Below are 19,879 nucleotides of genomic sequence, written 5' to 3'. Positions count from 1 at the left end.
GGCCTAAATCAGCAAGGGTACTAATTTTATATATGTAACGCTCTATTATCCGTAGCCGCCAAACAAGCTTCTTTGAAAGCTTCAGTGTAGGTCGGATGCGCATGAGACATTCTTGAGATATCCTCAGCGGATGCTCTGTACTCCATAGCTACCACAGCTTCAGCAATCATATCTGCAGTTCTTGGGCCAATCATGTGCACGCCTAGGATTTCGTCTGTTTCCGCATCTGCTAGTACTTTCACCAATCCATCTGTATCCATGGAAGCTCTCGCACGGCCCGAAGCCATGAACGGGAATTTACCAGTTTTGTATTTGATACCTTTTTCTTTCAGTTGCTCCTCCGTATATCCTACAGCAGCCACTTCTGGCCACGTGTAAACTACACCAGGAATCAGGTTATAATTGATATGTGGCTTTTGACCCAATATAGTCTCAGCAACAAACACACCTTCTTCTTCAGCTTTGTGGGCTAGCATTGCGCCTTTCACCACATCGCCGATTGCATAGATATTTGGCACATTGGTCTGCAAGTGATCATTCACTTCCACTTGACCTCTGTCAGTGATTTTCACACCTGCAGCTTCAGCATTCAAGCCATCCGTGTATGGCTTTCTACCGATAGAAACCAAAACGTAATCGCCTTTCACTTCTATAGTTTCACCTTTGCCGTTTTCAGCTTTGACAGTTACTTCTTTGCCTTTGCTTTCTACAGCGGTCACTTTATGCTTGAGGAAAAATTCAAAACCAATTTTCTTCAAAGACTTCTGAAGTTCTTTGCCCATGGTGCGATCCATAGTAGGAATCAAAGAATCCATAAATTCGATCACAGAAACTTTCGCTCCCAATCTTGCATAGACTGAACCCAACTCCAAACCAATCACTCCACCACCGATTACTACCAAATGCTTCGGAATTTCTTTCAAGTTCAAAGTTTCAGTAGAGGTGATCACACGATCCTTGTCCAGCTTGATAAAAGGCAAAGAAGATGGCTTAGAGCCTGTAGCGATAATGATGTTTTTGCCTTGGATATCTGAAGAAGCACCATCATCCTTAGTGACTTTCACCGTTGTTTTATCCACGAAAGAGCCAACTCCTTGATGAACATCGATCTTGTTCTTTTTCATCAAGTAATTTATCCCGTCAGTATTCTGCTTCACTACATCATCTTTACGGGTAATCATCTGCTTCAAGTCAACTTTCAAATTACTCAACTTAATGCCATGAGTCTCGAAGGTATGCGCAGCATTATGGTAATGCTCTGAGGAATCCAATAATGCCTTAGACGGGATACAACCCACATTCAGGCAAGTCCCTCCAAGGGTAGGGTATTTTTCAACAATGGCGGTTTTCAAGCCAAGCTGCGCACAGCGAATCGCTGCTACATATCCACCTGGGCCAGAACCTATAACTATTACGTCGTACATTTTTTTAGATTTTAGAGTCTAGAACCAAGAGTCAAGACTGTTTAAAATGAGGGCTGAAGTTACTCACCCCCTCGTAAATCGTATATCACAAATCGTAATTCCCTAGACTCCAAACATCAATCGTGTCGGATCTTCAAGCAATTCTTTTACTCTCACTAGGAAGCTTACGGATTCACGACCATCGATGATTCTATGATCATAAGAAAGTGCCAAGTACATCATCGGAAGAATGACAACTTCACCATTCACAGCCATTGGGCGCTGCACGATGTTGTGCATGCCTAGGATAGCTGATTGTGGCGCGTTTATGATTGGGGTTGACATCATTGAACCGAAGATTCCTCCGTTTGTCAATGTAAACGTACCACCAGTCATTTCTTCGATAGAAAGCTTGTTGTCTCTAGCTTTCATTGCCAGTCTAACTACTTCTTTTTCTATCTGATCAAAACTCATTGCTTCAGCATTTCTGATTACCGGAACTACCAATCCTTTCGGAGCAGATACAGCGATAGAAATATCACAGAAATCATTGAAAACCATCTCATTTCCGTCGATTTTAGCATTGACAGATGGCCACTCCTGAAGGGCTACGCAAACTGCTTTGGTGAAGAAAGACATGAAACCAAGTCCTACACCATGCTTTTCTTTGAATTGTTCTTTGAATTTGGATCTCAAGTCCATGATCGGCTTCATGTTCACCTCATTAAATGTGGTCAACATAGCCGTCTCATTTTTCACAGACACCAATCTCCTAGCTACTGTTTTTCTCAAAGAAGACATTTTCTCTCTACGCTCATTTCTAGAACCTGCAACTGGAGCTGGAGCAGCAGCCGCAGCTGGTTTGCTTTCAGCTTTAGCTGGTGCAGGAGCTGATTTCTGAGCTGATTGGGCATCTTCTTTCGTGATTCTACCGTCTTTTCCAGTTCCTTGAACTGACTCTGGAGAAACTCCTTTTTCTGCCAAAATCTTGGAAGCAGCTGGAGAAGCATGCCCAGTAGCATAATTTGAATTTCCTGACGGCGCAGCAGATGCTGGAGCAGTCGAGGATTCAGATGAAGCTGCCGCAGCAGGTTCGCCTTCGGTCACTTCGATCTTACAGATCATTCCACCAATCTCAAGCACATCGCCTTCTTGCGCCACATGACGAAGAATTCCTGATGCTTCTGCAGGCAGTTCAAAAGTGGCTTTATCAGAGTCCACCTCAGCGATGATCTCATCCAACTTCACGTAATCCCCGTCACCTTTCAGCCAATTGGCCAAGGTAACTTCAGTGATCGACTCACCTACGGTAGGAACTACCATATCTTTCACTTCTCCTGTAGCTGTTGCGCCAGAAGATTTTGCTTCAGCAGGTTTCTCCCCATTTTTAGGAGCAACCTCAGCAGCTGGCTCAGACTTGCCTGGAGTTCCAGTTTCGTCAATTTCGCAAATCACAGCTCCGATTTCCAACACATCGCCTTCTTGGGCTTTGATTCTAAGTACACCCGCAGCTTCAGCTGGCAACTCGAAAGTAGCTTTATCGGATTCCAGTTCACATAGGACTTCGTCCATCTGAACTTCATCTCCGTCATTCTTAAACCATTGGCCGATGGTTACTTCCGTGATGGATTCGCCTACAGCTGGGACTTTAATTTCTTTGCTCATAAGTTTTTCTTTTTTTCTCTTTCTAGTCAAAAAGAGAGGAACAAAATGATACGATTATTTTGGATGTCTTTATAAAAAAGAGCTGTGTTTATTTCAATTTAAGGGCTTGAGTAACAATATTCTTTTGCTCTTCCACGTGGACTTTATTGTAACCGGTAGCTGGAGAAGCACTAGCTTTTCGTGCAATCAGCTCCATTGGCAATTCTTTGTAAAGCAATCTCAATATATAATTCCAATAACCCATGTTAGAAGGTTCTTCTTGAACCCAAACAAGTTCGGCTTTTGGATATGCAGCCAAAGCTTCCAGCATTTGCTTTTTAGGGAGTGGATGCAATTGCTCAATTCTAATGATTGCTACATCTTTTACTTTTTCCTTTTCTCTTGCCTCATCTAGATCATAAAAGATTTTGCCTGAACATAGCACCACTCGCTTCACGTCTTTTGCGTTCACCGTAGTATCTGGAAGTACTTCTCTGAATGTACCTGAGGTAAACTCTGAAAGTGGAGAAACAACTTTAGGATGTCTCAAAAGAGACTTAGGCGACATCACGATACATGGCTTTCTGAATTTCCATGCCAACTGTCTTCGCAGCAAATGGAAGAAATTAGAAGGTTCCGTGATGTTTGCCACTATCATATTGTATTCTGCTGAAAGCTGCAAGAAACGCTCCGGACGAGCATTGGAGTGCTCAGGCCCCTGACCTTCGTAGCCATGAGGAAGAAGCATCACCAGGCCATTCATTTTCTGCCACTTGGACTCACCGGAGGAAATAAACTGATCAATCATCGTTTGAGCACCGTTGGCAAAATCACCAAATTGAGCTTCCCAGATGGTCAATGAGTTAGGATTTGCCATCGCATAGCCATATTCAAAACCCAGCACAGCATACTCTGACAATAGCGAATTGTAGATGTAAAAATCACCTTTTCTATCCTTCATTTCCTTTAAGGAATTGTAGGCCTTATTTGTACTGGCATCATGCAATACTGCATGACGGTGAGAGAAGGTGCCTCTCTGCACATCTTGACCAGTTAATCGAACGGTCTTCCCTTCTAATGTCAAGGAACCGTAAGCAAGCAATTCAGCCGCTGCCCAGTTCAAGGTTTTTGACTGGAAGAACATATCCTTACGCTGTTTCAATTGCGCTTCAATCTGCTTAAGTGGTTTAAATCCTTTAGGAATTACCGTAAGCGCTTCTGCTACTTTTTCTATCAGGTCTTGACTAACTCCTGTTTCTGGAGACTGATCAAAATCTTCTGGCTTGGATCTTCTTAAGCTGCTCCACTCCTCTTCGAAGCGTGTTGCCTGATATGGAAGGGGCTTTTCTTTCACTAAATTCAGGCGATCCTGTAGTAGTTGCCTGAACTCCTCATCCATCTGAGAAGCTAATTTCGCCTCGATATCACCACGCTCAGCCAAACGCTTCACGTAGATTTCTCGTGGATTGGGATGCTTAGAAATAATATTATATAATTCTGGCTGAGTGAATTTAGGCTCATCAGATTCGTTGTGCCCATGACGTCTGTAGCAGACCATGTCTACAAAAATATCACGGTTGAATTTCTGTCTGAATTCAGCAGCAAGTTTAGCTGCGAAAACAACGGATTCAGCATTGTCACCATTCACGTGAATTACTGGGGCATCGATGATTTTCGCCACATCAGTACAATAAATTGAGGAACGAGCATCATCAAAATCAGTGGTAAAACCAACCTGGTTATTGATCACAAAGTGAATGGTGCCACCCGTATTGTATCCTTTCAGACCTTCCATCTGAGTCACCTCATAGACGATACCCTGCCCAGCGACAGCTGCGTCTCCGTGAATTAGAATAGGAAGTGCTTTTTTGTAATCTCCTTTATATTCAGAATCAATTTTGGCACGAAGGAAACCTTCTACCACTGGATCCACCGCTTCTAGGTGAGAAGGATTAGGAGCCAATTTCAAGTGAACCTTATTCTCAGAATGTGTAATGATATCACTGGAATAACCCATGTGATATTTCACATCTCCGTCACCCATCGTCAAATCTGGTTTCGCAGTTCCTTCGAATTCAGAGAAAATCTGCTCGTAGGTTTTACCCATGACGTTTGCCAACACGTTCAAACGCCCACGGTGAGCCATTCCGATCATTACTTCTTTTACTCCTAACTCTGAGGAAGTATTGATCACAGCCTCCAAAAAAGGAATAGTGCTCTCGCCACCTTCTAGGGAGAAACGCTTCTGACCAAGGTATTTAGTATGCAAAAAGTTTTCGAAAACCACCGCTTGGTTCAATTTCGAAAGGATTCTCTTTTTCTCTTCGTGTGTAGGGTTAAAAGCTAAAGCTTCTTTCTCCACCTTGGTTTTGAACCAGTCCAGCATCTCTGGATCTCGTATGTATAGATATTCAAATCCAACTGAGCCCTCATATATGGATTTCAGGGAATCCATGATCTTAGACAACTTGGCATTTCCGATTCCAATCTCATTTCCAGCCTGGAAATCAGTATTCATATCCTCTTGGCCCAAACCAAAATCCTGCGGATCAATTAATGCTTTTCTATCTCTACGCTCTCTGACTGGGTTTGTCTTTGACCTCAAGTGAGCCCTAGAGCGATAGGCATGAATCAAAGCCCTTACTTTGATTTCCTTTGGCAATTGCTCCATGTCCATGATGGTACCAGGAGTAGCTAATGCTCCGTTTTTTGCAGGAGTAGTAGCTTTACCATTGGATACGGCAGCATTTTCATCCTCTCCATAATTGGTCAGTGCAAAGTCAAAGCCATCGAAAAATTCTTTCCAGCTTGGGTCGATTGATGCTGGGTCAGACTTGTAAGTAGAGTAAAGCTCATCGATGTAGGACACGTGAGCGTTAGCGATATAAGAAAACTTATCCATAATTGATCCTTAATGAAGAATCAAAGCTAAGGTCTTAAATCTATAATAAAAAATTGCTTATTTGCCTTTCCAAATATACATGTGCGTTAAAAAAAAGCGGCACTTATAGCGCCGCTTTTAAATCATATTAAACTCTTCTTATTTAAGATTGGAAGGCCAAGGTTTATCAGCATTTGATTTGATAGTGGCAGTTCCTGTCTCACCATCAGAATTCAACCAAGTAAGTACAAGATTTGTATCATCTACGCTTACAAGGGTCATGCTATAACTTGCGCCGTATTTATCGGCTCCTGACATAGTCAAGGTACCACAAGCATCATTCAAACGAACATCCCCAGACCCCCATGAATCACCGTAACAATTCCAAAACCCGAAGGTACCGTCAGAAATTCTATATGATCCTGGTGAAGTCGTAATCGGCGCAAAGGTAATCGTACCTGAAATAGTACCTGGACAAGAGCCATAAACACTATCCATATCTGTAGCCGTGTATTCAAATGTACCACCCAAATCAGATGGACAAATCACTGATACAAAATACTGGAAAGGTGAATCATAGAAAGGTGCACCGGCGATGTTGCCAGAAACATTCTCACGATTGAATGTGCGACCGAACTTGTCCGTCAGCACCATGCTGAATTCAAAGACATCACCACCTTCTATATCCGCAGGAGTCAATCCAACAGCTGCAATCGCCTCATCTGCACTAATTTCAAAAGATGATCTAAGAAATCTAGATTCCGTATTCGTTGCAAAATCTGATGCACTAAGAGTTTTGATCAACACTGGTTCAGTTGGAGTATATTCCAAACCTACCCCTGGAATCAATCTTCTATGTTGTACATTGATAGCCACTGTCTCAAGTGTAGCTCCATCTTCCGCATCCACTACCTCAAGTGTTAGCGCAAACTTAGAGTTTGCCAAATCAAAGAAGTTGAATGTAGTACTTGTCCGTGCGATTGTACGTAAATAAGCACCAGTATCAAATTCTGAATATGGAATATTCGGCTCTACGAAGTCTCTACAAGAACTTAGGAAAACCAAAGCACCTAAGAGTAGGCCAAAACTATATTTTAACATTTTCATATTGTTTCAATTTTTTGGTTTAGTAAATCCAAGCGTTACCTGCTGGGTTGGTATCCCAGAACACCTGCGCACTTAAGTCTGGCTTTTGAACCGCAGTATTGTTGGTCACCATATAGTTGTTCGGATATAAGAAAGACCGTGGGAATAGCCCAGGATCCTGTTCTAATCCAGGCTGCATATTCGCAGGCTGTCCAGTTCTTTTGTATAGATTAAGAGCTTCCACTCCATTTCCAAACAAAGACAACCAATACTCTCGACCAATGACGTACATCTTTTTAGAAGCAGAGGCCCCATCATATTCAGTGCTGATATACCCAAGATAATCTTCAACTTCGTCTAAGATATCAATCTCTTTGTCACCAAAGAAACTACTGATAGCACCAGACTCCTGAGAATCATTTCCGTACTTGATCACATAATTCATATGCTTTTCAACACCAGACAGTAAGTAGCTCTTAGCCATTGCTGCATCATCGTTCAAAGTCAATGCAGCTTCCGCAAGCATAAAGTCAACATAAGAAGCTAGCATGATAGGGTAAAGACCGGCTCCCTGAGCACCTAGGGTAGAATTATTGACCGGTGTAGCAGAATCGTTATCGAATCTACCGCCCGCTGGATATAGACCCCAAACTGTTCTAAGCAATCCATCTGGTGGAACTCCATCAGGATCCAAGTGATCACGACCCCAATAACCTCTCTCTCCAGGTAGGCAATAGATAAAGTTACCAACCAAATATTGAGGAGGTGCTATCTGAGTAATACACTCAATCTCATCAGGATTAGTTGAGTTTACCGTTACTTGTCTGTACCAGTAGTATCTCGCTCTAGGATCATCAAATCCTTTAGCTTCAGTCATGTGCCACATGTAATAGGTAGAATGATAAGTTCCACCACCAGAAGTATACGACCCACTAAAACTTGGATGTCTTGAATCTGGATCAGCAGAGTTGGTTCCGAATCTGAAAGCAAAATCATCACCAGTTTTTAGCAAATTATTCTCAGCTACTAATGCATCAATCCCTGCTTTAGAAGCAGCAGGATTTACCAGCTTGGTATTTATGTAGTAACGAAGCTTCATCGTATTCGCCAATCTCACCCATTTGGTGTAGTCACCGCCGTAGAAGTAATCATTTGGCGCACCAGCTGAAGTAGCAGTGAAATGCTCTTTTGCCTCATTCAAACTTTGCAAAGCAGCTTCGTATACAGAAGCTCCAGAATCAGTAGTTGGGAAGAAATTCCCAGGATCCAAGGCCTCAGTATAAGGCACGTCACCGTAGGAATCTACCAAATGGAATAAAACCATTGCTTTGATAGTTTTCGCAATTCCCAAATGTCTCTGGAAGTTAGCCTCAACTGCTAAAGGCTCTAAGAACTGAATATCAGCTAAGATATTAGCATAGGAGTTTGACCAATAACCATTGGTGGATGAAACAGTATATGAACTCTCATACTGTGCACTACCTTGGTTGATGATACGAGTCAATGCCATACCATGATTGCTTACGGTATTGTAGAAATCCTTGTAATCAAGCTGAATGCTGTTAAGAAGGAAATCAGGGGATGCTGTAGAAGCCGTTACAGCATTTGGATTGTCCAGGAGATCAAGATCACCACAGGACGACGCAAATAACATCGTAGAGGCCACTAACAGGCTATATATTTTTCTTTTCATTTTAGTTCAGTTTTGGAATTAGAATGTAAGAGTTACCGTACCACCAATTCTTCTAGAGCTAGGACCAGTCACGAAGTCGAAACCAAGACCGTTGCCTACACCAGTTCCCAACACATCCACATCATAATTCATGTTTGGAGGGAAATTCAAGGCTTTGAACCATAAGTTACTCCCACTTACAGCGATAGAGGCTCTTTTGAATGGAGACTTGGCCATTAGGCCAGTTGGCAATTCATAGGCAAGAGACAATTCACGAAGACGGATCATAGAACCATCGAACACATTCGGCTCATCTGTTCTTCCTTGATAACCAGAGAAGAAATAATCTGATGCAGAAATCTGAATGTCATTCTTGATATAATTGGCCGTACCGTCAGCATTCGTACCGTCTTGTCTTACACCTGGCATAATATAGGTCAATTCCCTATCAGCAACAGGATCTTTAGTCACACCCCTAGCAAGCGTAGCAGTCACAGTATTGGAGAATACATCTCCTTTGTGTCTGTACTCCAGCATTGCAGAAAGGGTAAAGCCTTTGAATGAGAAGGTGTTTATCCATGAGCTATTCCATTTAGGATTAGGATCACCGATGATTTTCAAATTAGGATCAGCCTGATAAATACCATCAGACAATACAATAGGATTGCCATCTGGATCTCTAGCGAAGCCAGTTCCTTTGATAACGTTGAAAGGTTCACCAGGAATAGCGAAGTTACCGAGAGTAGTAAATCCAGCTACCACAACTTCTTCAAGACCGAAGCCTAATTCCATTGTTTGTGATCTGTACATACCCCAGTTGACGATGGAGTTCCAAGTGAAACCAGAAGCTGTTGAGATCGGAGTTACAGTTGCCTGAAATTCCACGCCTCTTGTTCTGATTTTACCGATATTGATCAAGGTGCTGGTAAAACCAGTAGATGGATCAATAGGAGCATTAGTGATCATGTCGTTTGTGTTTTTCTCGTATAAGGACAGATCAAACTTCAATTTGTTATTGAACATCGATGCTTCTATACCTAATTCCAATTCCTCAAGAAGCTCTGGTTTCAAGTTAGGATTTCCTAAACTATTTGATACAGAGTGAGTTTGAGTCACGGAACCATCTCTCACAAATGCTCTGGCACTTTGATCAAGTGTATTTCTTGTACGATATGGAGAAGGGAATCCTGCTGAAGTACCATATCCTAACCTCACTTTCAATTCATTCAAGGTGGAAGAATTCCAGTTGAATGCTGAAGTTGGGATGAAGGAAACAGAAGCACCAGGATAAAGAATTCTTCTATTTTCTTTTTCTACCGTAGAAGTCCAGTCATTTCTCGCAACTAAGTTCAAATACAAGAAGCTTGAATAATCCAATGTCACGTTGGCATATATACCCATTCTTCTTTGCTCTTCCGTTCTATTCATCGTACCTCCAGAATAAGCATCATTAGAAGATGAATTCGTGAAGTTAGAATGACGGAACAAGTTATAAGCCAGCTGACCTTGGGAAGCTACACCATCCTGGATATAAGAATCATATCTGGAGTTACCACCAAGCAAAACACTCATTCCAAACTTATCAGAGAATTCTTTCTTCCAATTGAGGACCAAATCCTGGTTCCAGATAGTATTGACGATATTGATCGTTCTGTAATAACCAGATTGAGTAGCTAAGCTACTAGAAGGTCCTCCTTTGTTATAGCGAAGCTCTTGTTTCTCACCATAGGTATCCAAACCGAATCTATAGGTTATTGAGAAATTATCTGAAACATCATAGATCAATGATGTCGCATTAAAGAATCTCTTCACATCCGAAGTATTCACATAATTATTTACCAACCAGATTGGATTTACAATATCATTACCACCTCGGTAATATACTGAGCTGTTATCTACTGGATTATTCCAAGGAAGACCAGCCAAATCCACAGATCTAGGAGTATACAATACGTGTCCAAATACGGAAGGAATACCACCGGAAGGACCAGAACCAAAAGCAGCATTCACAGGTGGAGACTCCAAATCTGTGATCGCAAAGGTAAAGCTGGAGTTGATAGACAATTTATCAGTTACTGCAGAATTAACACCAAGACCAAAGTTGTATTTGATCAATTCGTTACCTGGAGTAAATCCTTCATCATCTGTGAAGCCAAAGCTAGCGTTGAAACCTGTTCTATCAGAGCCACCAGCCACCTGAACAGAAGTATTACTAACCAATCCTGTTCTAAAGAAAGCTGTAGAAGGATCCTCATAAGACTTATACTCATACGGAGTAGGGGTTCCACCTACGATTCCATCTACCCAATATTCTGGGAAGGCATTTCTGATCGAGGCAAGAGATGATTTTGCAATTGGATTGTCAATAGTCAAACCGTCATTCAATCCCGGACCGAAGTTAGAGAAGAAGAAGCCTGGAGCTTGCTGGAAACCATTACCATATTCAGTACCATAAGTTGGCAAAGAAGCCGCTTTATTGGCAAAGAACGATTGATTGATGGTCACTTCAGCGGCACTTCTTTTAGAAGAACCAGATTTCGTAGTGATCAAAACCACACCATTTCTACCCTGATCACCGTAAAGTACGGTAGCAGATAGACCTTTCAACACTGAGATAGTCTCAATATTGTTTGGGTCAATATCCAAGAAACGAGATGAGGTAGCAGCACCACCAGTAGTAAAACCATTGGTGTTGTTTGTATTCGTATTGAATGGAACACCATCTACTACGAATAAAGGCTGGTTAGAACCGGTAGCTGAGGAGTAACCTCTAATTACCATGTTAGTACCCGAACCAGACATACCATTGGTGGCGGTGATATTCACACCTGGTACTTTTCCTTGCAGTACGCGTGACACGTCTTGCTCAGGACGATTCTCGAGCTGCTCGTCACCTACTGTGCTGACCGCATAACCCAAGGCTTTTTTCTCCCTTTCCACACCGATCGCCGTCACCACCACTTCGGATAGCTGAGCTGCATCTGTTTTCAGGGTGACATTAATAACACTTCTGTTGCCGATAGTTTCTTCTGAAGGCTTCAAACCGACAAAAGTGTAAATCAATACATCAGAACCTGCAGGCACTGTAATGGAGTAATTACCATCTAGATCGGTGGTAGTCCCCACTGTAGTACCTTTCACGAGTACGGTTGCCCCTGGCAAACCGAGCCCGTCTTCCTCGGAAATTACCGTACCGGTAATTACCCGTTGCTGCGCCGACACCTCATAGCTGAGGGTCATGGTGAAAAGCGCAACAACCAAGAGTAAAGCTTTTCTCATAAGGTATTTAGTTTAGTTGATACGTAAATAAAATCCCTTTCAAGTGAATATCAAAATGCCCTATTGTAAAGACTGGGGATAATAAAAGTTATATTTTATAATCAAATAAGAATATTTAGAATACAATTAATTGTTATAGAATAATTTATTTATCAAATAGGTAAATTATAGGAGATTATTTTCAATCAATGGCTAGAATTTTGTTTAAGTGGCTAAAAGAATTGAATATTCGGCACAGATGCGCTCATTAACAAAAATTAACACGAAACATCTGATATCCCCCCAAAGTCAGAATAATATTTTGCAAATGTGCATAATCGCACAAAATGAAAAAATGTTTAAATTTGGGAAAAAAAAGATTATATAGAAGATAAAGGAGCTATTACAGAATATTTTAGAACTAATACCTAAAACCTAGACCTAAACAAAATATAATTTTAATTACGTGGATTATGCAGAACATCATGGATATAAAAATGTATTTTTTGCAATATATGGGTCAAATTTTTGGTAAATCAGTTTAAAATCTTGCGCTATTTTCAATAGTAGGTTTGAAATAATTACAAATTATGCCAAATCATCACCTAAATCGTAAATCATAGATCAATCGACCCCTATTAGCGAGCATAAACACCATAAAATTATATGCTGAATGCATAAAAACATTACAGAAATGGTATTTCTGCGGATATTGTATTCTACCCCTAAAATTGCACCTATCGCATATAATGGATAATACCGATCAATTGGCAAACTAAGAACTGCGGTTTCTAGGCCTTTTGGCCAATTCTAATCAACTCACAAAATCCAGAAATGGACATCCTAATTCTCATTCAGATCAAATCTTCGAATAAGTACAATCCGAGCTACAATAAAGAATTTTAGCTTTCCTGACCTTTTATTAGAAAATCAAAAAATAATGACACTTTCGGTAGTGATGCAATAATCTAGCGGCACATCGTGCAATTCAGAGGGAATACTCACTTCTGGCGAAAAAAAACTTAAGCCGATCTTCAAAACCGAAGGATCTAGACTTGCCAAAAACACATCATAATACCCCTTTCCAAATCCTATCCTATTTCCCTTTTGATCGAATGCTAACAAGGGGACAAAAACCGCTTGAATGGATTCATTGTTCACCAAGTCAAAATCTAATGGAACCGGAATCCCCCAGCTGTCAAACTGAAACTCTGTATCGTGCTTCAGAAACAAGGTTTGTAACGCCAAAGAATCTGACCCCACTCTTGAAGTATATATAGCGCATCCCTTATTCTCAAGATAATTTTTGATTGGATAGGTATTAACCTCTCGTTGTTTGGGTATGGGGAAAAACAGATGAAAATGGGTTAGCTCTTTTCTCTCACTTAAAAATGCAATCACATTATCCCTGATCTCAAGAGATTTTCTCTCCAATTCTTCATCAGTCAAAGCCGCACGAAGGCTTTTATAAAAAGTTCTTAACTGGTTCTTTTCAAGACTCATGGGTCAGCACCATCATTCTGAAATCCAGCGGATCAAAACAACCCAACAACTCTGAGATCAGATCAGGATTACTCAGGTAAAACTGCATCATATTCACCACCCGTTCCTGCGGACTTCCACCTGGCTTCACAAGCTCCTGAATACAACAGGCACGTTCTATTTGAGTATGCAATCTGCGCTCTTCAGCCTTACGGAGTTTCGTAGCCATCTGATCGATAATTTTCAAGGAGCGCACTTTTCCAGCCTCAAAAGCATTTTCTAGACTTTTCTCCAAATGTGCTGCTTCCTTACCCTTGATGTCGTAAATAGCAGAAATAATCTCCTTTTGCTTGGCCAGTTCTATATCCATGCTAGCCTCAGATTTTACGAAAGTCTTTTTCCAATATTCTACATCCACGAAAAGGTCTTCAACATCCCAATTCAACTGCTTCATTTTACGCTGCACTTTCTCGTTGATCAGCAAAGCAAAATTACGAGGCAATAAAACAGGGAAAGGAACCTCAAACTGATCAAACACTCCTTTCAACTGAAGCCAATACACCACTTCAGCTGGACCTCCAAGATAGGCTAGGTTTGGCAGGATCACTTCTTGATACAATGGTCTTAGAACCACATTTGGACTGAAACGCTCTGGATGTTTTTCTACCAAGGCCTTCATTTCCTCATCTGTAAATCGCAATTCGGTATTTACGACTCCAAACCCTGATTCCATTTTTTCAATCCGTTCTCTCACTCCCTTATCCAGGTAAAAGAAATTGACTTCTCGGGGAAATATCTGACTGCTGTAACCCAATTTTTCCAACGCCTCTGTGGCCTCAGTAGCCTTCTCAAACGGACTATGCTCAAACAAATCGGAAAGAATAACTTCTGAAAATTCTCTTTTAAAGCTTGCATCATCACCATCCACGATTATCAACCCCTGATCACCAAACAGCGCGTCTACATATTTCCTTACCGCCTCTGCTAAAGTTTTGGAAGTAGAATAAGCTTCTTGAAAAACCTCCGGAGCGAAAGAAACCGACTTCAGAAATTCCTTGAAACTCTTATCCAACTCAAAATCTCCTACAGCGCCAGTTTGCTCAGAATTCCACTGATACTTTTTCCCATCAAGCTTGAAGTAATTGATCTCGTCAAAATCATGATCCTCCGTCGCCATCCAATACACAGGTATAAACTTATTTTCAGGATAAGTCTCCGCCAATTTCTTGGCAAGATTGATCGTAGAAACGATTTTGTAAATGAAGTATAGCGGTCCTGTGAAGAGATTCAGTTGATGCCCAGTAGTAACTGTAAAAGTACCTTCATTCCCCAGAGCTTTAATATTCGAAGATACAGCATGACTCACTTCCTGATTAGCATATTGGCTATGTAATGCTCCGACCAGCACTTTTCTATTTCCTTCGGAAAAAGTCTTCTGCGCAATTGCCTGTTTGAAGCTTTCCAACTTAGGCTCATGAGTATAAAAAGGAGCTAGTGCCTTTTTTCCTCCGATGTAATCTAAAAAAAATTGTGAAAACTGTCCGGTTTGATGGAGTTCTACGCAATGTTTCTTCATAAGGAATCGGAGCTGAGGGTTGTAAAGGGTAACTAACTTAGGCAATCATTCCAAAGTTCGCTATTTTTTCGAAAAAACACGGAATGCTTACATCAATGGGATTGTTTCTGGTTAAACTGAAGTTTTTGCCCGAAGGTTTATTTAAAATACGGCTTCCCGATTAGCCAAAATTGCCAATTATCTTAGCTTTGCAAGCTACAATTATGCTACCCTACACAAGATTTTTCCTAGAAAACGGACTGGAAGTGATCGTCCACGAAGATCACGGCAGTAAAATCGCTGTTTTCAACCTGCTATATAAAGTCGGATCCCGAAATGAAAAGCTCGGCAAAACCGGACTTGCCCATTTCTTCGAGCACTTGATGTTTGGAAGTTCTGCCAATGTCCCAGTTTTCGATAGAGAACTGGAGCGCGTCGGAGGAGCCTGCAACGCATTCACCAGTCCTGACATTACAAATTATTACATCACCATTCCCGCCGCCAATCTAGAAACGGCTTTTTGGCTGGAATCTGATCGCATGCTGCAGCTGACGCTAAGTGAGAAAACCATCGAAACTCAGCGAAAAGTAGTGATGGAAGAATACAAACAGCGCTACCTCAATCAGCCTTATGGCGATGTATTTCATCATTTGCGGGATTTGGCGTACACTACCCACCCGTATCGCTGGCCTACAATCGGGCAAAATCTGGATGACATCATCAATTACACGCAGGAAGATGTTTGGGCTTTCTACCAGGCAAACTACAGACCTGACAATGCTGTCTTGGTCGTAGCCGGAGCGGTGACTCAAGCTGAAGTTGAGCAATTGGCGAAGAAATGGTTTGAACCTATCCCAAATCTTTCAAAATCAAATCTGCAAATCCCAATTGAGCCAGCCCAACTGACCAAAAGAATCAAAATCGTAGAAGCATCTGTACCCACAGACGCCTTATATAAAGCTTACAAAATGCCAGCAAAATTGGCTGAGGGGTATTTAGAGGCTGACTTGATTACGGACATTATAGGTTTTGGCAAGAGCTCTCTCCTAGAGCAAACTTTGGTGAAGAACGGGAAACTTTTCGCCGCTGTAGGAGCGTATATCTTGGGATCTGTAGATCCTGGCTTATTGATCTTCTCTGGGAAAATGGAATCTGGAGTTTCAGCAGAAGAAGCCGAAAACGCATTGGACGAGGTAGTTTCTAAATTCTTAACTTCAGAAATCTCTGACCTTTCGCTTCAAAAAGTAAAGAATCAAGGTGAAGCAATGAAAACCTATGAATCTATCCAAGTGCTAAATCGAGCCATGAATCTGGCAAATTATGCACAGCTCGGGAGCCCAGACTTGTATTACGAGGAATTCGAAAATAAATCAAAAATAAAAGGAGATGAAATCATGACTTGGGCCAATCGCCTGATCCGTGAAGAAAACTCCTCAGTATTATATTATAAATCTGTACCTGCATGAACAAATTCAGAATAGGTTTCGGTTACGATGTCCATCAACTCAAAGAAGGCTATGACTTCTGGCTGGGTGGGATCAAATTGGAGTATGAGAAAGGCGCTGTCGGTCATTCCGATGCAGATGTGCTGATTCATGTGATCTGCGACGCACTTCTTGGCGCAGCCAATCTACGCGATATCGGACATCACTTTTCAGATCAAGACCCCAAATTCAAAGGAATCGACAGCAAAATCCTGCTTACCGAAGTAATGGTTCTTATTCGTGAAGCTGGCTATGAAGTAGGCAATTTAGACACTACTATTTGCCTTCAGCTGCCTAAAGTCAATCCTCATATCCCAACAATGAAGAAATGTCTTTCTGAAGTGATGAATGTCTCTGAAAATGATATTTCCATCAAAGCTACTACTACTGAGAAACTAGGGTTTGTCGGGAGACAAGAAGGAGTATCTGCATATTGTACAGCATTAATCTATTCGGTATGAGCGAAAACTTGAAAATTGTCACTACAGAAGATGGCTCACATTCTCTTTACAATGAAGAGTTAAAAGAAAGCTACCACAATCTAGGAGGCGCTTTCAAAGAATCTATTCATATATGCATGCTATATGGACTAGACTCCTGGGTAATCAACAATCCAAACAAAACGCCAATCCGGGTTTTTGAAGTTGGATTCGGTACAGGACTTAACGCTTGGCTTACTTTAGTGTGGGCGGAGCAAAATCAGATCCCAGTGCTTTATCATAGCATTGAGCCATTTCCACTAACTGAGGATATTTATTCCCAGTTAAACTACGGCGATATGGACGATGCGATTTTTCATTACAAACCTTATTTGCAAAGAGTGCACAAGGCTGACTGGGACAAAGGCATCATCATGTCTGAATATTTCAATATGAAAAAGGAGAAAACTACCCTTCAAGACGTAGTGCTCTACCCTAGCGATGTGGTCTTCTTTGATGCATTCGCACCGAGCAAACAGCCAGAAATGTGGACAAAAGACATATTAAACAAGGTTTGTTCATCGATTAACCCTGGTGGAATATTCACGACCTACTGCGCCACTGGCCAACTGAGAAGAGACCTGAAAGAATTGGGACTTGAAGTAGAAATCCTGCCTGGACCTCCTGGCAAAAAAGAAATGACGCGAGGCTGGAAAAAATAATTTGTGAAGTGGAATGCAGTTTGGATAAGAAATTTGAAAAACCACCAACCTTCTCGATCGTTTTCGGGATGGCATTCGACAGACAAATTATTTAGATATGAAAACTGCAATCTTTACTTGGCTATTTTTATTACCGATTCAAATTTACGCAAGCAACATCAGCACCTTGGAGAATACAGCTTCACCGACTGCTTTGGAAGAAAGCAAGGTTCAAGCTCTGGAAAGTGACGCGAAAGTTTTGACGAGCACTGACCTAACAGTTAGAAGCGAAAATTTTCAGGCTATTGCAGTTTCCCAGGAAAAAGACATTCAGCGCTTGAAAAGCCAATTAGCACATAAAAACCACGAGATCAACTCTCAACAGCTGGATACATGGAAGGCAAAATCAGCGACCTTAATCTTTTTCGTAGGAATGCTGCTTTTTGCTTTTCTCTATATTAGAACCAAACTCAACGTCGAGCGCCCAGAAATGGCAACGCTTAGCAAGCTATACCCACAAGAAAAATGATCTTCGGACTAGTCCTATTATTCTTAAACTTATTATCACCACAATTCACTGAAGCAGGCCAGGCAAAACTGGAAAAAATGGTTCAGGATCGCGATGCACTTACTCAGCAATGGAAGGAATCCGAAAGTAAGAAATCAGGCATCTTCGGCAATCGCACCAAGAAGGACATGATCGAAACGAATGAATGGCTGGAGCGAATCATCGCAAAGGACAACCTCATTATGGACGAACTCCGGATGATTAGCGATATAGAGACCACCACAGCAACTCAAACTGGCGAAGACTACAAAGCCATTGCCTTCAAGCAGGAGAAGGATGTACAGGCACTAAAAAGAGCTGTAGCAGAACGAGACAAACAACTTGAAGAGAAGCTATCCGAGCGCCGGACTTTTGAGTGGATCAGCTTGATTCTATTCCTGATTAGTCTAGGCCTTGGAATTGTAGTCTATAAAAAAGTCATTAAGGCTTAAAAAAAGGATGTTTTCAGTAGTTGAAAACATCCTTTTTTTATGGAACAATTTGCCTTCAATTCACTCTAACATACTCTATTGGGTTTCTAAGCCCTTCACATCCAAAAGCAGGGTTTTCTGGACAAAGGTCCTGAAATATTAACTTCTCTTTATTTTCTACAAATGTGATCCTTGCAGTTGGTTGATAAAAATAATCCATGATTCCAGCCAATAACTCTTGCTTTGGTACATAAAAAGCCTCTTCTCTATGGTCAATCCAACTAGCCAAGTCTGGAAGATATTTGAATGTCATTCCATCCCATTCATATCTATCATCATAATACATACGATAGCCTAAATCAGGTCCTGTTTCCGAATCTCTAACTGTAGTTCTAAATTGATAGACACTGTCATTTTTAAACTCGAGCGTATTCACCACCCAATAGTCTACAGAATCTACATAATATCGAGCTTCCCAATTACCCACTAATTGGTTCGGAAGCGGATCATCATCTTTGTCGCAGGCAACAAAACTGAAAGCTATTAGGGCAAGAGAAAGTAAGGAAAGATGTTTCATGGCTGAGAAGAAATTTGGTTAACAAAACCTAGAACGACTCTACTAATCAATTCGCTACAAGTAAAGTTAAGAACCTATCCTTTCAACCTTGCGATAGGAGTTCTGCCACCTTTAGTTTTTTCTTCCAACCCAACTAAAACCTCAGCATCCAGTGGAAGGTAAACATCCACACGAGACCCGAATTTGATAAAGCCAAATTCTCCACCCTGAGCTAACTCAGAGCCCGGCTTTACATACCACTTGATTCTTCTTGCTAAAGCTCCAGCAACTTGTCTTACCAGTAGTTTTGTACCATTCTCATGAGTTACCACCATAGTCGTACGCTCATTTTCTGTGCTTGATTTAGGATGCCAAGCTACCAGATATTTTCCTGGGTGATATTGAAAAAACTCTACGATGCCTTTGATGGGAGATCTAGTGATATGCACATTGATCGGAGACATAAATATGGATACCTGTCTGCGATTTTCTTTCAAATACTCCTCTTCAAAAGTTTCCTCGATTACCACTACTTTCCCATCTACTGGAGCGTACACCAAACTTTCGTCAGATGGCAATTGGATGATTGGGCTTCTGAAAAACTGAAGAATAATCAGATAAAGCGCAATACTTCCTAATACAGCTACATTTGAAAGCACTCTAGCATCTGGCATGAAATAGATAATGAGGTAATTGCCGGCTACTAGGATGATTAGCAGCCAAAATAACAAAACTCTTCCTTCTCTGTGTATAGTCATAA

15 protein-coding genes are annotated in these 19,879 nt (G+C 41.3%); 5 read left to right on the top strand and 10 right to left on the bottom strand.

Going from position 1 to position 19,879, the window contains the following annotated elements; translation table 11 throughout:
* Positions 1-26 precede the first annotated feature (26 nt).
* From lpdA to bshC, 8 genes are all read right to left on the bottom strand, one after another.
* Positions 27-1,424 carry a dihydrolipoyl dehydrogenase gene (gene lpdA / locus LV85_RS08445; RefSeq protein ID WP_111318278.1) on the bottom strand — a complete coding sequence of 466 codons (1,398 nt, stop codon included), beginning with the start codon at positions 1,422-1,424 and terminating at the stop codon, positions 27-29.
* Positions 1,425-1,526: 102 nt separating this feature from the next.
* On the bottom strand, positions 1,527-3,068 hold the full coding sequence (gene odhB, locus LV85_RS08440) for a 2-oxoglutarate dehydrogenase complex dihydrolipoyllysine-residue succinyltransferase (RefSeq protein WP_111318276.1): 1,542 nt from the start codon (positions 3,066-3,068) through the stop codon (positions 1,527-1,529).
* Between the two features lie 88 nt (positions 3,069-3,156).
* Entirely contained in the window at positions 3,157-5,949 is a 2,793-nt protein-coding gene (locus LV85_RS08435; RefSeq protein ID WP_111318274.1) for a 2-oxoglutarate dehydrogenase E1 component, read from the bottom strand.
* A gap of 138 nt (positions 5,950-6,087) precedes the next feature.
* On the bottom strand, positions 6,088-7,035 hold the full coding sequence (locus LV85_RS08430) for a hypothetical protein (protein WP_111318272.1): 948 nt from the start codon (positions 7,033-7,035) through the stop codon (positions 6,088-6,090).
* 19 nt (positions 7,036-7,054) lie between these two features.
* Positions 7,055-8,707, bottom strand: a complete 1,653-nt coding sequence (locus LV85_RS08425) for a SusD/RagB family nutrient-binding outer membrane lipoprotein (protein WP_111318270.1) — start codon at positions 8,705-8,707, stop codon at positions 7,055-7,057.
* A gap of 18 nt (positions 8,708-8,725) precedes the next feature.
* Positions 8,726-11,965: a SusC/RagA family TonB-linked outer membrane protein gene (locus LV85_RS08420; protein WP_111318268.1), complete on the bottom strand. Its 3,240-nt coding sequence runs from the start codon at positions 11,963-11,965 to the stop codon at positions 8,726-8,728.
* Positions 11,966-12,874: 909 nt separating this feature from the next.
* Positions 12,875-13,447 (bottom strand): 5-formyltetrahydrofolate cyclo-ligase, encoded by a 573-nt coding sequence (locus tag LV85_RS08415; RefSeq protein WP_111318266.1) that lies wholly within the window; start codon positions 13,445-13,447, stop codon positions 12,875-12,877.
* Positions 13,437-15,002: a bacillithiol biosynthesis cysteine-adding enzyme BshC gene (gene bshC / locus LV85_RS08410; protein ID WP_111318264.1), complete on the bottom strand. Its 1,566-nt coding sequence runs from the start codon at positions 15,000-15,002 to the stop codon at positions 13,437-13,439. The genes LV85_RS08415 and bshC overlap by 11 nt, the downstream gene beginning before the upstream one ends.
* 203 nt (positions 15,003-15,205) lie before the next feature.
* Between bshC and LV85_RS08405 the strand changes: the two genes are divergently transcribed.
* From LV85_RS08405 to LV85_RS08385, 5 genes are all read left to right on the top strand, one after another.
* On the top strand, positions 15,206-16,447 hold the full coding sequence (locus tag LV85_RS08405; protein WP_111318262.1) for a M16 family metallopeptidase: 1,242 nt from the start codon (positions 15,206-15,208) through the stop codon (positions 16,445-16,447).
* On the top strand, positions 16,444-16,926 hold the full coding sequence (gene ispF / locus LV85_RS08400; RefSeq protein ID WP_111318260.1) for a 2-C-methyl-D-erythritol 2,4-cyclodiphosphate synthase: 483 nt from the start codon (positions 16,444-16,446) through the stop codon (positions 16,924-16,926). Before LV85_RS08405 ends, ispF begins: the two co-directional genes overlap by 4 nt.
* Complete coding sequence (mnmD, locus tag LV85_RS08395; RefSeq protein WP_111318258.1) at positions 16,923-17,606, top strand: tRNA (5-methylaminomethyl-2-thiouridine)(34)-methyltransferase MnmD; 684 nt, start codon at positions 16,923-16,925, stop codon at positions 17,604-17,606. The genes ispF and mnmD overlap by 4 nt, the downstream gene beginning before the upstream one ends.
* A 97-nt stretch (positions 17,607-17,703) precedes the next feature.
* A complete protein-coding gene (locus LV85_RS08390) occupies positions 17,704-18,114 on the top strand; it encodes a hypothetical protein (RefSeq protein WP_111318256.1) in 411 nt (136 codons plus the stop codon).
* Positions 18,111-18,584, top strand: coding sequence for a Clp protease ClpB (locus tag LV85_RS08385; protein ID WP_111318254.1), 474 nt, complete (start codon positions 18,111-18,113; stop codon positions 18,582-18,584). Before LV85_RS08390 ends, LV85_RS08385 begins: the two co-directional genes overlap by 4 nt.
* Positions 18,585-18,639: 55 nt before the next feature.
* Here the strand turns inward: LV85_RS08385 and LV85_RS08380 are convergent, their stop codons facing one another.
* Positions 18,640-19,140, bottom strand: a complete 501-nt coding sequence (locus LV85_RS08380) for a hypothetical protein (protein ID WP_111318252.1) — start codon at positions 19,138-19,140, stop codon at positions 18,640-18,642.
* A gap of 74 nt (positions 19,141-19,214) precedes the next feature.
* Positions 19,215-19,877 (bottom strand): phosphatidylserine decarboxylase family protein, encoded by a 663-nt coding sequence (locus tag LV85_RS08375; RefSeq protein ID WP_111318250.1) that lies wholly within the window; start codon positions 19,875-19,877, stop codon positions 19,215-19,217.
* Positions 19,878-19,879 lie beyond the last annotated feature (2 nt).

Origin of the sequence: Algoriphagus chordae (genome assembly GCF_003254055.1) — a bacterium.
Lineage (GTDB): Bacteria > Bacteroidota > Bacteroidia > Cytophagales > Cyclobacteriaceae > Algoriphagus > Algoriphagus chordae.
Note: the sequence above shows the minus strand (reverse complement) of the source record. Positions and strands in the feature narration are given on the sequence as shown.

Coding starts and splice junctions, on each gene's coding strand:
- lpdA (WP_111318278.1), bottom strand. CDS start 1,424: ATGTACGACGTAATAGTTATAGGTTCTGGCCCAGGTGGATATGTAGCA.
- odhB (WP_111318276.1), bottom strand. CDS start 3,068: ATGAGCAAAGAAATTAAAGTCCCAGCTGTAGGCGAATCCATCACGGAA.
- LV85_RS08435 (WP_111318274.1), bottom strand. CDS start 5,949: ATGGATAAGTTTTCTTATATCGCTAACGCTCACGTGTCCTACATCGAT.
- LV85_RS08430 (WP_111318272.1), bottom strand. CDS start 7,035: ATGAAAATGTTAAAATATAGTTTTGGCCTACTCTTAGGTGCTTTGGTT.
- LV85_RS08425 (WP_111318270.1), bottom strand. CDS start 8,707: ATGAAAAGAAAAATATATAGCCTGTTAGTGGCCTCTACGATGTTATTT.
- LV85_RS08420 (WP_111318268.1), bottom strand. CDS start 11,965: ATGAGAAAAGCTTTACTCTTGGTTGTTGCGCTTTTCACCATGACCCTC.
- LV85_RS08415 (WP_111318266.1), bottom strand. CDS start 13,447: ATGAGTCTTGAAAAGAACCAGTTAAGAACTTTTTATAAAAGCCTTCGT.
- bshC (WP_111318264.1), bottom strand. CDS start 15,002: ATGAAGAAACATTGCGTAGAACTCCATCAAACCGGACAGTTTTCACAA.
- LV85_RS08405 (WP_111318262.1), top strand. CDS start 15,206: ATGCTACCCTACACAAGATTTTTCCTAGAAAACGGACTGGAAGTGATC.
- ispF (WP_111318260.1), top strand. CDS start 16,444: ATGAACAAATTCAGAATAGGTTTCGGTTACGATGTCCATCAACTCAAA.
- mnmD (WP_111318258.1), top strand. CDS start 16,923: ATGAGCGAAAACTTGAAAATTGTCACTACAGAAGATGGCTCACATTCT.
- LV85_RS08390 (WP_111318256.1), top strand. CDS start 17,704: ATGAAAACTGCAATCTTTACTTGGCTATTTTTATTACCGATTCAAATT.
- LV85_RS08385 (WP_111318254.1), top strand. CDS start 18,111: ATGATCTTCGGACTAGTCCTATTATTCTTAAACTTATTATCACCACAA.
- LV85_RS08380 (WP_111318252.1), bottom strand. CDS start 19,140: ATGAAACATCTTTCCTTACTTTCTCTTGCCCTAATAGCTTTCAGTTTT.
- LV85_RS08375 (WP_111318250.1), bottom strand. CDS start 19,877: ATGACTATACACAGAGAAGGAAGAGTTTTGTTATTTTGGCTGCTAATC.